Consider the following 14,418-nt stretch of genomic DNA (forward strand, 5'->3'; position numbering starts at 1 on the left):
GGCGCATCCGATCCGCGGGAAGGGCAAGGCCCACCTGTCTCACTGAACTTGGTTGCCACACCTCTTTTCAGTCTGTGGGCGCGGATACCGGACGTGAATGAAAGGAGGTCTTTCATGATCACGCGCGATCTTTCCGCGAACCTTACCCTCGATACCATCCGCAAGCAGGCCAAGGCTTTTTTGAAGGCCGTGAAGGCCGGCGATTCCGCCGCACGGCAAAGGGCGATTGCCTATTTTTCAGAGCCCGCTGACATGGGGCTTCAGGATGCGCAGCTGGTGCTTGCCCGCGAGTTCGGCTTTTCCAGTTGGACGCGGCTGAAACGGCATCTCGAGCGAGCCGAATCCGGCGCACCTGCGACCGAGCAGCTTGCGAACCGCTTTCTCGCACTCGCAACTGTTTCCTATTTCAGTGACATAGCAGCTGATCCTCAACGGTTTTCTCAGGCGCTTGCGCTGCTTGGAGATCACCCTGAAATCAGCGAGGAGAGCATTCACGTCGCAGCTGCGCTCGGTGATGCTGCGGCGGTCGACCGCTGGCTCGACCGCGATCCTGCGCTCGCCGAAAAGCGCGGCGGCCCGTTTGACTGGGAGCCACTGCTTTATGCGGCCTATGCCCGCGTCCCCGGCCACTCGTCGCTTGCGGCCGCCGAGCGCCTGATCGCACGGGGCGCCAATCCGGACGCCCATTGGCTCGACGACGGCCAGTACCGCTTCACCGCCCTGACCGGTGTCTTCGGCGAAGGCGAGGCCGGGCCCGAACGGCAGCCACCGCATCCCGATTGCATCGTCTTCGCGCGACTGCTGCTCAACGCCGGTGCCCAGTCCAATGACAGTCAGGCGCTCTACAACCGGATGTTCCAGCCCGACAACACCTGCCTGGAGTTGTTGCTTGACTACGGCCTCAATGCCAACGACCGCAACAACTGGCTGGTGCGCAACGATGGCGGCGTCGTCGAGAACGGCGAGCGTGTCTTCGACTACCAGCTTGCCTGGGCGTTGGAAAAACGCATGGCCGATCGGGTGAGGCTGCTTGTGGAGCACGGCGCCGACGTCAGCCGCCCGATCAAGGGACGCACGCCCTATCAATGGGCAGAGCTTGGCGGAGACGCGGACCTCGCAGCTTATCTCGTGTCGCGCGGTGCGACGGCAGCGCCGCTCGACGACGTGGATCGGCTGGCCAGAGCGATCTCGGAAAACCGGGTCGACGAGGCGAAAGCGCTCGTTGGCGCGGACCCGAAGTTGGTCGATCGCACCCAGGCTGCACACCCCGCGCTGTTGCACGAGGCCGCAGGCGACGACAGGCGCGCGGCCGCAGCGCTCATGTTGTCCCTGGGCTTCGACGTCAACCGGAAGACATCCCGCACGCCGCTGCATGAGGCAGCGCTGCACGGGCACATCGAGATGGCGAAGCTGCTGATCGATCATGGTGCGAACACCATGGCACGCGATCCCTATCATCACGCGCCTCCGATCGGCTGGGCCGAGTATAACGGCAAGCCGGATATGGTTCGTTTCCTGAAAACGCAGCCGCTGGATATCTTCGCCGCCGCATCCTTCGGCGCGGCTGAGCGCGTTGCCGAACTGCTCGATCAGCGACCGGAGCTCATCGAAACGCCCTTCGGCACGTTCCGGGGACGCGGTCGACCCGAGCCGCGTCACGACTGGATGACGCCGCTCGCCTTCGCGGTGATCAACGGACAAGTGGATGTGGTCCGGCTGCTGCTCGAACGGGGCGCCAATGTCGCTGTCCGCAACGGCGTGGCGGGCAGTTCCATTCGCGATCTTGCTCGCGACAAGGGCGAGGAAAAGATCCTCGCTCTGTTGCGCGGCACCGCCGTGCCGCAATAGGGAATCGTGGCCAAAGGAGAGCGCCGGCTTACGCTTGCGCTCTCCCGGCAACGGCCTGCGACCGCTGATTGTCGGCGGAATCACTTGGTTGAAATCGTTAAGTATTTCAACACCAGCTTATTTAAGCCAAACTTCTAATTTGACCGCTAGGGTGCCGGCTGTATCGGCTGCTGTCGTCGCGCATTGCGCTTTCCAAAGTGCTAATATGCGGCGCGACCGGTGCAGGTGAGGGGATTGGCGTGGTGGAAAAGACGTTGCGGTTGGCAAAGCGGGACAGGACAGTGTGGGCGATCCATGCGGCCTGCACGCTGGTCGCGGTGCTGATCATTGCCAGCCTCGTCTATGTTCTCGACCGCTCGGTGACGGAAGCGGACCGGTTCGGACTTTCGGCCGAACGACGCCTCGTCGCCAACGAACTGCGCCATCAGATGGATGCGGTCGTTCAGTTCCAGGCCCAGCTTTCCTTCTGGGACAAGACCTATCAGGAACTGGCGTCGGGGCGCGTCGGCGACAGCTTTGTCACCGACGAGATGTCCGGCTGGCTGTGGGAGGACTACGGCTTTTCCTGGCTGATTCTTGCCGACGCCGGACGCAAGGTTTCGACGGCGCTGCAGGATGGCGTCGTCGTGCCGGCCGCAGCCGCCCGGGGCCCGCTCAAGGAGGCGGAGGACCTCTTCGACGAGGCGAAGCGACGTTACGACAACGCGCTTCGAAACAACCACGGTTCCTTCGTTCTCGACGTGGTGACGCCGGATCCGCAATCGGTGATGCCGGCCGTGCCGGGAATTCACGCGGTGGATCTGCGTGAGATCGACGGGCGGATGAGCATCGTCGTGGTACAGGCGGTGATCCCCGAAACCCTTGTCGTGCCGCAGGCGCGTCGCGAGCCCGTGCTCATGGTATCGGTGCGGCCGGTCACCGAGAAGATGATCCGCGAAATCGCGGCCCGGCTGGCGATACGCGGTCTGGCCTTCGTACCACTTGCCGAACGCCCGAAGGGCAGCGTCTATGCATCGGTCGGGCGCTGTTCGGATGCGACCTGTCTGGTCGCCGCCTGGACGCCCAAGTCTCCGGGAGGCTTCGTGCGCGCAGAACTGTTGCCGAGCGTGATTGCGATGGCGATCATCGCCGCGCTGCTGATGGCCTTCGTGGCCTTGCGGTTTTCCTCGCTGTTTGCCGCCTTGCAGGAGAGCGAGGCGCTCAACCGCCACCTCGCCAAACACGACCGCCTGACCGGGCTGCTCAATCGAAGCGGCTTTGACGACATGCTGGCGGCGGCGCTCCTGAAGGCAAACACGCATCCGTTCACGCTCGTCTATGCCGACCTCGACGAGTTCAAGGCGGTGAACGACCGCTTCGGTCACGCGGCCGGTGACGCCGTGCTCGTTGCGATGGCCGAGCGGTTCCGCGACCGCGTGGCTCCGAACGGTACCGTGGCCCGCCTCGGCGGCGATGAATTCGCGGTGATCCTTGGCGACTGCAGCGAGAACAAGGCCCGCGGCCTGGCATCCGGTTTGGTCGCCGATGCGCAGACGCCGGTCGCTTTCGGCGGCCAGATGCTGGTCGTCGGCGGCAGCGCCGGCATCGCGTTTGCGCCGCGCCATGGCCTGACTGCGCGCCAGCTGCTGCTGGCGGCTGACGAGGCGCTCTATTTAGCCAAGCGACGTGGCCGCAACCGCGTCGAAACCGCTGACGACATGGTGCTGCCGGCGGAGAAGAGCGACGATCAGTCCGCCGCTTGAAATGCGTGCATTCTCCCGCAGTTGCTTGGGGCCCGACTAGTCGGGCACGTTGTAGGGCGTTATCACCACGACGGCCGAAAGCTGTGGTCCGGCCGCGGCCGATGCGGCGCGACGGTGCAGCATGATCGTGCGGAACGCCGTTCTCGCATCGGTCTTCAGGTCGTGATGGAGCACGAAGTGGATACGACGCGCGCGCAGGAGCGCCAGGTTGTCCTCGTCGAGGTCGTGCGCAATGAAGAGGCTGCAACGACGGTCGAGGCGCTCGAAGGCTGAAAGGACAGAGCGGTTGCCGCCACCGATCGAGTAGGCGGCATTGATATCCGGATGGGCCGAAAGGGCCTCGCCTGCAAGCGCACCGGTCTCCGCATCGCGACCGTGGCCCTCGCTGATTTCGACGATGCGGATAGAAGGATAGCGCTCCCTCAACACCCGGCGAAAGCCGATTTCCCGCTCTTCCTCGCCGCGAAAACGCCCGCTCGAAAGCGTGACCAGGACCGTCGCCGGCGCCCCTGCGAACCGTTCGCCGATCAGGTAGGCGGCCGTTTCTCCGGCGGTCCGGTTGTCGGCGCCGGCGTAGGCGGTTCGCTGCGAGTTCGGCAGATCGGTGACCAGCGTCACGACCGGAATGCCGCTTTCCTCAAGGCGCGAAACGGCGCCGACGACTTCAGGGACATCAGGGGCCTTCAGGACCAGTCCGTCGGTGCCTCTGAGCCGGATGCGGTCGAGCAAATGCACGATGTCCTGCGGCCGCATCGTCTCGGTGAAATGGAAGCGGCACCGAAAGACAGTCGGCGCAAATGTCTGCGCCTCGCTTTCGAAGGCGCGCCTGACCGCTGACGTGAAGCGCTCGGGTGCCTCCATGACGATGTCGATCGCGAATTTTCGTCCCTGAACGTCGAGGCCCGCCTGCTGATTTTCGAGTTCGGCGATGGCGGCGTGCACCCGCGCGGTCGTCTGGCGCCGGACGCCCGGACGTTGGTTGAGCACGCGGTCGACCGTCGCCGTGCTGAGGCCGGCTTGGAAGGCGATATCCTTGACCAGAAATGGATGCGCCAAGGCAGCTCCTTGATGGTTTTTTGATGGTTTTCTGCTCTATATCACGTTTTGCCGCCGCCTATAGTCGTCTGCATCGGATGTTCCGGAGGAGGAAACGCGATGAAGACCGACAACAGTGCGCGGCAACGAATGGAGCGGGTGTGGCTCAGTGAGGAAACCTGCGATATCGAGGCGTTCCGGGCCGAGGTCGAGCGCAACACCAACCTTTCGGACTATCCCAACGCGGCCGGATGTCAGAAGAATGTGTTGATCTATGACAGCGCCGCACTGATGGCGGCCTGTGGCGACGGTGAGATGCGCCGGGCAGTTCTGGCCGAGATCTGCGAGGCGTTGGCGACGGGTCCGGGTGTCGCGGTCTTCAAGCGCGCCTTCAAAGACACGACCGTGATCGACGCGGCGAGCGCCGTGTTCGACACGATCATCGAAGAACAGCACCGCAGCAACAGCGGCGGCGGCGACCATTTCGCCAAGCCAGGCGCCAATGACCGCATCTGGAACTCGCTCGAAAAGCACTGCCTGAAGGCACCGGAGAATTTTGCCGCCTACTACGGAAACGACATCATCGCGCTCGTCAGCGAGGCCTGGCTCGGACCGAACTACCAGATGACGGCGCAGGTCAATCGGGTCAATCCGGGCGGCGCCGCGCAATCGGCGCACCGGGATTATCACCTTGGTTTCCAGACCGCGGCCGTGATCGAGCAGTATCCGGTTCATGTGCACAGGCTTTCGCCGGTGCTGACGCTGCAGGGGGCTGTCGCCCATTGCGACATGCCGCTTGAAAGCGGCCCGACCCTGTTCCTGCCCTATAGCCAGACCTATGTGCCGGGCTATCTGGCGCTCAACCGGCCGGAGTTCCGCGCCTATTTCGACGAACACCACGTGCAGTTGCCGCTCGAAAAGGGCGACGTCGTGTTCTTCAATCCGGCGCTCTTCCATGCCGCCGGCAACAACCGTTCCACCGACATCCGGCGCGTCGCGAACCTGCTGCAGGTCTCGTCAGCCTTCGGAAGGGCGATGGAGACCGTCGATCGCCTGACGATGAGTGCCACGCTCTATCCCGCGTTGAAGACAGCGCTGTCGGCAGGCAAACTGAGCGCTACGGAGGTGTCGAACGCAATTGCGTCCTGTGCCGAGGGCTATTCGTTCCCGACCAATCTCGACCGCGATCCACCGCTCGGCGGATTGGCGCCGAAAACACAGGCGCAATTGATGCGCGAGGCGCTGGCAGCCGGCTCGAGCGACGCCGATTTTTCCGCGGCGCTCGAGGCGCAGGCAAAGCGCAAGCTGAGCTGACGGCTTCCGGCACAGCGTTGACCGGCTCCGGGTGCAGGCCATCCGGAGCCATATCGCATTTACTGTTCTCACAAAGGGAGGAATACGATGAGCGCACAACTGGATGGCAAGGTCGCGATCGTCACCGGGGGCACGCAAGGGCTTGGGGCGACCATCGCCGCGCTCTTTGCCGAACGCGGCGCATCAGGTGTCGTGATCTGCGGTCGCAACGCCACCAAGGGCCGCGCCAAGGCCGAGGCGATCGGCAAGGCGAGCGGCGCGAAGGTGGTCTATGTCGAGGCCGACCTCGAAAAGGTCGAGGATGCCCGCAAGGTGGTTGCTGCCTGCGACGCAGAATTCGGCCGGGTGGATGCGCTGGTCAACGCAGCGGCGATCACCGACCGCGGTACGATCCTCGACACCACGCCTGAACTTTTCGACCGCATGTTCGCCATCAACGTCCGTGCGCCGTTCTTCCTGATGCAGGAGGCGGTGACGGTGATGCGGCGCGAAAAGACCGAAGGCACGATCGTCAATATCGGTTCCATGTCGGCCATGGCCGGCCAACCCTTCATCGCCGCCTATTGCGCGTCGAAGGGAGCGCTCGAAACGCTGACCAAGAACACGGCTTACGCGCTTCTGCGCAACCGCATCCGCGTCAACGGCCTCAACATCGGCTGGATGGCGTCGGAAGGCGAAGACCGGATCCAGCGCGAGTTTCACGGTGCGGCTGCCGACTGGCTCGACAAGGCAGCCGCCAGCCAGCCCTTCGGCAGGCTGGTCGATCCGGCGGAAGTGGCGCGCGCCTGCGCCTATCTGTCGTCTGCCGAATCCGGGCTGATGACCGGATCGGTGATCTGCTTCGATCAGTCGGTCTGGGGCGGCTATGACGGCTCGCCGCATCCGGTGGCGCCGCTCTGAAATGCGAGCGGAGAGGAGGCCCGGCGCGCGCTGTACAGGAGGGCGCCGGCTGCTTCTTCGGTGGGGACATCAGGGGAATGCTTGTCTTTGACCGGCCCCTATGTCCTTATGGCCGCCGTCAGGTGCCCGCGTCAGCGGGAGAATCGGGAATCCGGTGTCACTCCGGAACGTGCCCAACGCTGTGACGGGGACGGTCGCGTCGAATAGATCTTGAACAGTTTCAAGGTCTTGCCACTGGGTCTTGAACGGATCCGGGAAGGCGGAGGCGATCGGTTGAACCGAAGTCAGAAGACCGGCCTGGCAAGATAGACCGAACCCGCGCGGACGGCGGAAGGTTTCGCATTGTTGGGGACCAGACGATGCTGAACGAACCGAAAGGCGGCCCTGCGGCTGCCTGTGCCTTTTCGCCGGATGAGCGGGAGGCTGTCTACCGCGCCATCGAAACGCGCCGCGACGTGCGCGACGAATTTCTGTCCAACCCCTTGCCCGACGATCTGGTGCGCCGGTTGTTACAGGCGGCCCACAATGCGCCGTCCGTCGGGTTCATGCAGCCGTGGAACTTCGTGCTGGTACGGGCGCCGGAAACCCGTGAGCGGGTCTGGCAGGCCTTCCAGCGCGCGAATGAAGAGGCGGCGCTGATGTTTTCCGGCGAGCAACAGTCGAAGTACCGTTCGCTGAAACTCGAAGGCATCCGCAAGGCGCCGCTCAGCATCTGCATCACCTGCGACCGCTCGCGCGGCGGCGCAGTCGTGCTCGGCCGCACCCACAACCCGCAGATGGACGTCTATTCGACGGTCTGCGCCGTGCAGAACCTGTGGCTGGCGGCGCGTGCAGAGGGGGTGGGCGTCGGATGGGTCAGCATCTTTCACGAGGCCGAGATCAAGACGATCCTCGGCATTCCCGAGACGATCGAGATCGTCGCCTGGCTCTGCGTCGGCTACGTCGACAAGCTCTATCAGCAGCCGGAGCTCGCAGTGAAGGGTTGGCGCCAGCGACTGCCGCTCGAAGACCTTGTGTTCGAAGACGGATGGGGCCGAAGCAACGGGCGCCCGTGAGGGATAGGGGCAGCGCCAAATCGATGACGAGGCCGCACCGACCCGACCTGCAAGATTGCGACGTGTCCTAGTTACTCTGCGTCGGCTGATAGGCCGGACCCTTCGGATGCTTGAGATCGATCGACGTCTCTTGCTGCGGCAGGAAGGTCGGTCCGACCACACGGACCTTGCTCTTAGCGGGATCGTAGGGGCGAGCCTCGGCCGGCACCGTGGCTGCATTGGTCTCGCCCGCAGGCTTTTTGGTCTCGATCACCACGATCGACGACTGATCGCTGCCCTTCATCGTTGCGGATGCCTTCGGCTCCGTCGCCGCGGACTTCGGGATCTGGCAGCCGCAGGTTCCCGGCTTGCTCACGCTGCGGGTGCGATAGGCAAAGGCATTCGGCATTTCGCTGTACGGCCGGCCGGTCAGCGCCGAGACCATCTGGTCACTCTCCTGTGTATTCAGATCATGGAAGAAGAGTTCCGTCTCGGCGCCGGGACAGCGCGCCCGGCAGGCCTGCTCGTCGCGCGGAAAGTCGGCGGGCGAGGCGTCGGAAGAAATCGGGAAGAAGGCGCCGTCACAGGTGCGCACGCACATGGTTCGAAGGGTGCCGCGGTAGTAGAGGTCCTCGGCCGCATAGCCACCGTCGTCCTGTCGCAGCAGCGGCCCATAGCTTTCATCGTCAGGCAGGTCGGCGATGATGTTGCGATGCGTCTCCGGCTCCTCGGGCTCGACGCTTGCCACTTCATCGCGGTTGCCGAAGCAGCCATTGATTTCAAGCGCGGCCAGAATCCGCCGACGCGAATCGTTGCTGTCGCCGGCAACGATCTGCTCGCGCTCGGATTTGAGAATGTTGAGATTGTCTTCCATGTCGGCGATCAGGCCGTTCAGTGCGCCGCAGCTGTCCGGGTCGCCGCCGCCGAAGTCGACATCGCCGCCACCGCCGCAACCGGCGCGGCGCCAGTCGTTCTTGGCGCGTCGCAATTCGATGTTCTGACGCGAGATCGCGCTCGCATAGTCGCGGGCGTCGGCATTGGTGGCGATCATGTCGGGCAGTTGTGCAAGCCGGGTGTTCAGCCGGTCGCAGGCGGTCGATGCCAGTGATGGACTGGCACCGATCAGAACCAATGGCACAAGGGCCGCAGCGACGTGTTTCAAGCGCGGGAACACGGGCGAGGGTCTCTTCCTGCTGCCATCAGGCGCCAACCTTCTGTTGCGGGTGGCTGCCGACGGCAATTCCTGTTTCGCCCCCATCATAGAGCTTGTCGATGATCGTGCAACGACAAGCCACGGTTTGCGTTAACAGGCCAATGTCACGCTGCCTTCGTCGTGGCGCGTCCGTCACCTTGCCGTTTTCAGGCGGCGCGGGCTGTTTCGAGCGACATCGGACGGTCGAGAACGGCGCCTTCGATGGCCGCGACGGCCTTCATCCGCTGGAGCAGGTCGTCAGTCACTTCCCAGGCAACGGCGACGGCGAACACGGAGCCGATGCGGTGGGGTTCGGCGATGCGCTCGCCGGGGCATCCCATGCGGCGGAACATGCGCTCGAGAAAGACGTCGGTGACGGTGACAATGTGGCTGATGCCGGAGGCAAGGCCGAGTTCGCCGACGCCGCACATCAATTCGGCAGCCGCTACCGTCACCTGGTTGGACGCGCGATCCTGCGAGATATCGGGTTCGATGCAGAATCGGCTCGATTCCCAGACGGAGGCGCTGCGGATTTCTGGATTGTCGCCGAGCAGGATCGGGAACGTGTCGTCGAGCATGTTGGGACCGAGTGTCGGCAGAAGCCGCAGCGAGCCGCGCAGGCGGCCGTCGGGCGAGTAGGAGAGGATGTAAAGCGGGTTCGCCTTGTCGTAGTTGTCGATTTCCCACTCGCCATCCGTCTGCACATCCCACTTCAGAAAGTCGTGGAAGACGCGCTTGCGCAGCCGGAACATATCGTCGACGGCTTGAGGGTGCTGTCCGCGGGTCTTTCCGTTGAGGATCCTGATCATCGTTTGCTCCGTCCTTGATTTGGGGTTGGACGGATGCTGTCAGGCTCGCGGCGGTGGCGTAACTGTCGGTAGTGACAGTTCAAAAACGACTAAATTGCCAGTAAATTTCGAGGGGTTTTAGACGGGCCTTTGGCGGAGCTGCGTCAGACGGTCGGGATCAGGGCATGGCGCACAGCCTGCGCGACGGCCTGGGTATTGGAGACAACGTTGAGCTTGCGTCTTGTATTGGTCATGAAGAAACGCACGGTGCGCTCGGAAATGCCGAGGATCGTGGCGATTTCCCAATAGCTCTTGCCCGCCGCAGCCCAGGTCAGGACCTCGGTTTCGCGGCTGGTCAGCCGCATGTCGCGCACCGAGAGCGCGCCCGCCATAGCGCCGTGTTCAAGCATGGCTGCGTGGAAGAGGTTCGCCGCCAGCTGGAAGTCACGCAGATGATGGCGGCGATAGGTCGACCACTCGTCGGCCGGCATGTTGACGTTGATCGCAAGCAGCGCCATGCGCCCCGCTGGCGAGGGCAGCGGCAGGGCGACCCCCTCGGTGGAAATGCCGATTTCCTGAGCGGCGACGAACAGCGGCTCGCATTCGGGGAAGCGATGCCGGGCCATCGTCCATTCCACGGGGCGCACACCGCCAAGGGCGAGCTTGAGGATGGGATCTATCCGATGAAGCGCGCGCGACCGGTAAATCTCGGCGGCATAGGCGCCGAAGGTGTGATGCAGCCTGCAGACCTTCAACTCGTCCGCATAGGGCTCCGCCTCAAGGTAGAGAAGGTGGGCGATGCGAAAGGTACGGCGCATCAGCGTAAAGAAATGAGCGGGCTCGACGCAGCCCCCGCATTCCAGGATTTCCAGCATGTCGAGGACAGCCTGCTGCTCTGTCATGCCACAACACCGAATCTCATCCGAGGTTCCAGCATGGTTAGCGGTTCACCTTTTGTCCAGCGCAAACTTACCCGTTTGGTGTATAAGACCAATTCTTCGCGGCTTGATTGTTTCCCGGCCCGGACCCTTTTTTGCGCGCCGTGCGAAGACGGGGCGCAGGCCTGGTTCCGGACCCGGCAGGCTCCGCGGCGGAAATATGCGCGACGCCTGGGTATGCCGTCGGGCGCGCGCACCGCGCGCCCTGTTGCAGCGAAGATCGGTGGCGATCTCCGTGTTTTCATCAGCCCGGATGGCTGGCTTCGACGACCGCAAGCGCTGCCATGTTGACCACGCCGCGCGAGGTCACCGATGGTGACAGGATATGCGCCGGCAGCGCCGAGCCGAGCAGGATCGGGCCGACATGCAGGCTGTCGGTCATCGTCTTGACGACGCCGAGCGTGATGTTGGCCGCGTCGAGGTTCGGGAAGACCAGGAGATTGGCTTCGCCCGACAGGCTGCTGTCCGGCATGACGCGGTGGCGCAGCGCCTCGGAGATCGCGGCATCGCCGTGCATCTCGCCGTCGACTTCGAGTTCCGGTGCGAGTTCCCGCACCAGCTGCAGCGCCTTGCGCATCTTCGTCGCACTCTCCGATTCGCGCGAACCGAAGTTGGAATGCGACACGAGCGCCGCGCGCGGCGTGATGCCGAAGCGGCGGATTTCCTGCGCCGCCATGACGGTCGTCTGGGCGATCTCTTCCGCGCTCGGGCAGTAGCTCACATAGGTGTCGGTGAAGAAGGTGGCGCCACGCTGCGAGATCAAGAGGCTGAGGGCCGAGAAGTCGAGCACGCCTTCACGCTTGCCGATGATCTGCGACACGTCGCGCAGGTGCCTGGAATAGCGGCCTTCGACGCCGCAAATCAGCGCATCGGCTTCGCCGCGCTTGACCGAGAGCGCGCCGATGACCGTGGTGTTGGTGCGCACGATCGTACGGGCGGCTTCGGGAATGACGCCGAGGCGGCCGACAAGCGCGAAATAGTCCTCGACATAGTCGCGGTAGCGCGGGTCGCCTTCCGGGTTGACGACTTCAAAATCGACGTCAGGACGAATGCGCAGGCCGTAGCGGCGAAGCCGCGTCTCGATGATCTGCGGACGGCCGATCAGGATCGGGCGGGCGGTACCCTCTTCGAGCAGCACCTGGGCGGCGCGCAGCACGCGCTCGTCTTCGCCTTCGGCAAAGATCACCCGGTTCTTCTGGGCGTTCTTGGCGGCGGCAAAGACCGGCTTCATGATGAAGCCGGAGCGGAAGACGAAGCGGTTCAGCTTGTCGAGATAGGCGTCGTAGTCCTGGATCGGACGGGTGGCGACGCCGCTTTCCTCGGCAGCCTTCGCAACCGCCGGCGCAATGCGCAGGATCAGGCGCTGATCGAACGGCGAGGGGATCAGGTAGTCGGGTCCGAACACCGGGGTCTCGCCGGAATAGGCGCGGGCGGCGACGTCTGACGGTTCTTCGCGGGCAAGGCCGGCGATGGCGCGCACGGCGGCCATCTTCATTTCTTCGTTGATGGTGCTTGCGCCACAATCGAGCGCGCCGCGGAAGATGTGCGGGAAGCAGAGGACGTTGTTGACCTGGTTCGGGAAGTCCGAACGGCCGGTGCAGATCATCGCATCCGGGCGGGCGGCGCGCGCTTCTTCCGGCATGATTTCAGGCGTCGGGTTGGCGAGCGCCATGATCAGCGGCTTTTCGGCCATCTGGGCCAGCAGTTCCGGCTTCAGGACGCCCGCTGCCGACAGGCCGAGGAAGACGTCTGCGCCGCCGATGCTGTCGGCGAGAACGCGGTTGTCGCTTTCCTGCGCATAGATGGACTTCCACTCGTCCATCAGCACTTCGCGGCCCTTGTAGACGAGGCCTTCGAGGTCGTGGACCCAGATGTTCTCGCGCTTGGCGCCGAGGGTGACGAGCAGGTTGAGGCAGGCGAGGGCCGCAGCGCCTGCCCCCGACGTGACGATCTTGGCCTTTCCGATATCCTTGCCGGCAAGCTCAAGGCCGTTGAGGATGGCGGCGGCGACGATGATGGCGGTGCCATGCTGGTCGTCGTGGAAAACCGGGATCTGCATCTTTTCGCGCAGGCGACGTTCGACCTCGAAACATTCGGGCGCCTTGATGTCTTCAAGGTTGATGCCGCCGAAGGTCGGCTCGAGGGCCGAGATGACGTCGACCATGCGGTCGATGCTGGACGCATCGATCTCGATGTCGAAGACGTCGATGCCGGCGAACTTCTTGAAGAGAACGGCCTTGCCTTCCATCACGGGCTTGGATGCGAGCGGGCCGATGTTGCCGAGACCGAGTACGGCCGTGCCGTTGGAGATGACCGCGACCAGGTTGGCGCGCGCGGTGTAGTCGGCTGCTGTTTCCGGATTGTCACGGATGGCGATGCAGGGTGCTGCGACGCCTGGCGAATAGGCAAGGGCCAGGTCGCGCTGGTTGCCGAGCGGCTTGGTGGGCTGGATTTCGAGCTTTCCCGGGCGTGGGTAACGGTGGAAGAAAAGGGCCTGCTGGTCGATGTCGCCGCTGGCCGGACCGGTATGGGATTTCGTCTTGTCGCCCGTGTTCATGCTCTCACATTCCTCATTCGTGGTCGTGCCTTTTGGCATGAATTCGATGCGAGGTACAGTTTTTGCGCCTGTGAATTCTTGGGGCGCGCGGAGCGGTCGCAATGCTCATGTCATCTTCCTGAAACACGAGTCTGGTTTTCACGGTGACAGAAAGCGTAACGAAGACGAGGCTGGCATGATGGCGGCGCTGCAAGACAACTCCGTACGGAAGCTCAGGACGTTGTTCATATCCGACGTCCATCTCGGCTCGAAGGCCGCCAAGACCGACTATCTGCTTGATTTCCTGCGGCATCATGACGCCGAGACGATCATTCTCGTCGGCGACATCGTCGATGGCTGGCGGCTGAAGCGTAGCTGGTACTGGCCGCAGAACTGCAACGACGTCGTTCAGAAGCTCTTGCGCAAGGCCCGCAAGGGCACCCGCATCATCTACATTCCCGGCAATCACGACGAGTTCCTGCGCGATTTTCCGGGTGTGCATTTCGGCGGCATCGAGGTGGCCCAGCGCCATATCCACGAAGGGGCCGACGGGCGCAAATACCTCGTGCTCCATGGCGACGAATTCGACGTGGTCGTGCGCAATGCCCGCGTGCTCGCCTATCTCGGCGATTGGGCCTATGACACGGCCATCGCCATCAATATCGGCCTCGCGGCCGTCCGCCGCCGCCTCGGCATGCCCTACTGGTCGTTTTCCTCCTGGGCCAAGCTCCAGGTAAAGCATGCCGTCAACTTCATCGGCGAGTTCCAGAAGGTGGTGGCCGAAGAGGCCCGCCGCTACGACTGCCAGGGCGTCATCTGCGGCCATATCCACCACGCCGTGATCGAGGACATCGGCGACATCCGCTACGTCAACACCGGCGACTGGGTGGAAAGCTGCACGGCGATTGCCGAGCATCTCGACGGAACGATGGAGCTCATCACCTGGCACCAGATGCGCGGCGGTGCCAGTGAAGGCGAGGTTTCTGCCGAAGCCGACAAGCTTCTTGCGCAACTGTTGACGCAACGCGCGGCATAACCCGTCAAACACCCTGTTGCATCCATTCCGGTCCCCGGGGCGCGCCGAGCCTCGG

The 14,418-nt window shown here is 63.7% G+C and carries 11 protein-coding genes and 1 riboswitch; of the genes, 6 read left to right on the forward strand and 5 right to left on the reverse strand.

What is annotated here, in order from left to right; genetic code table 11:
- Nucleotides 1-114 precede the first annotated feature (114 nt).
- Together VGO12_RS06965 and VGO12_RS06970 are read left to right on the forward strand one after the other, a co-directional pair.
- Nucleotides 115-1,848, forward strand: coding sequence for an ankyrin repeat domain-containing protein (locus tag VGO12_RS06965; RefSeq protein ID WP_327511993.1), 1,734 nt, complete (start codon nt 115-117; stop codon nt 1,846-1,848).
- 239 nt (nt 1,849-2,087) lie between these two features.
- Nucleotides 2,088-3,590, forward strand: a complete 1,503-nt coding sequence (locus VGO12_RS06970; protein WP_327511994.1) for a GGDEF domain-containing protein — start codon at nt 2,088-2,090, stop codon at nt 3,588-3,590.
- Between the two features lie 36 nt (nt 3,591-3,626).
- Here VGO12_RS06970 and VGO12_RS06975 read toward each other — a convergent pair whose 3' ends face one another.
- Nucleotides 3,627-4,646, reverse strand: a complete 1,020-nt coding sequence (locus VGO12_RS06975; protein ID WP_327511995.1) for a LacI family DNA-binding transcriptional regulator — start codon at nt 4,644-4,646, stop codon at nt 3,627-3,629.
- Between the two features lie 99 nt (nt 4,647-4,745).
- On the opposite strand from VGO12_RS06975, the gene VGO12_RS06980 reads away from it, so the two are divergent.
- The 3 genes from VGO12_RS06980 (at nt 4,746) to bluB (ending at nt 7,894) form a co-directional block, all read left to right on the forward strand.
- Nucleotides 4,746-5,939: a phytanoyl-CoA dioxygenase family protein gene (locus VGO12_RS06980; RefSeq protein ID WP_327511996.1), complete on the forward strand. Its 1,194-nt coding sequence runs from the start codon at nt 4,746-4,748 to the stop codon at nt 5,937-5,939.
- Between the two features lie 87 nt (nt 5,940-6,026).
- Nucleotides 6,027-6,839 (forward strand): SDR family oxidoreductase, encoded by an 813-nt coding sequence (locus VGO12_RS06985; RefSeq protein WP_327511997.1) that lies wholly within the window; start codon nt 6,027-6,029, stop codon nt 6,837-6,839.
- Nucleotides 6,840-6,942: 103 nt separating this feature from the next.
- Nucleotides 6,943-7,154: riboswitch (cobalamin riboswitch) on the forward strand.
- A gap of 44 nt (nt 7,155-7,198) precedes the next feature.
- Entirely contained in the window at nt 7,199-7,894 is a 696-nt protein-coding gene (gene bluB / locus VGO12_RS06990) for a 5,6-dimethylbenzimidazole synthase (protein ID WP_327511998.1), read from the forward strand.
- A gap of 67 nt (nt 7,895-7,961) precedes the next feature.
- Here the strand turns inward: bluB and VGO12_RS06995 are convergent, their stop codons facing one another.
- From VGO12_RS06995 to VGO12_RS07010, 4 genes are all read right to left on the reverse strand, one after another.
- Nucleotides 7,962-9,047 (reverse strand): DUF2865 domain-containing protein, encoded by a 1,086-nt coding sequence (locus VGO12_RS06995; RefSeq protein WP_327511999.1) that lies wholly within the window; start codon nt 9,045-9,047, stop codon nt 7,962-7,964.
- Between the two features lie 185 nt (nt 9,048-9,232).
- On the reverse strand, nt 9,233-9,874 hold the full coding sequence (locus VGO12_RS07000; protein WP_327512000.1) for an acyl-homoserine-lactone synthase: 642 nt from the start codon (nt 9,872-9,874) through the stop codon (nt 9,233-9,235).
- Nucleotides 9,875-10,017: 143 nt separating this feature from the next.
- Nucleotides 10,018-10,755, reverse strand: coding sequence for a helix-turn-helix transcriptional regulator (locus VGO12_RS07005; protein ID WP_327512001.1), 738 nt, complete (start codon nt 10,753-10,755; stop codon nt 10,018-10,020).
- 280 nt (nt 10,756-11,035) lie between these two features.
- On the reverse strand, nt 11,036-13,348 hold the full coding sequence (locus VGO12_RS07010) for an NADP-dependent malic enzyme (RefSeq protein WP_327512002.1): 2,313 nt from the start codon (nt 13,346-13,348) through the stop codon (nt 11,036-11,038).
- A 175-nt stretch (nt 13,349-13,523) separates the two neighbouring features.
- Between VGO12_RS07010 and VGO12_RS07015 the strand changes: the two genes are divergently transcribed.
- A complete protein-coding gene (locus VGO12_RS07015) occupies nt 13,524-14,363 on the forward strand; it encodes a UDP-2,3-diacylglucosamine diphosphatase (protein WP_327512003.1) in 840 nt (279 codons plus the stop codon).
- Nucleotides 14,364-14,418: the final 55 nt, after the last annotated feature.

The sequence above is a fragment of the Ensifer sp. genome (assembly GCF_035999135.1).
GTDB lineage: Bacteria > Pseudomonadota > Alphaproteobacteria > Rhizobiales > Rhizobiaceae > Ensifer.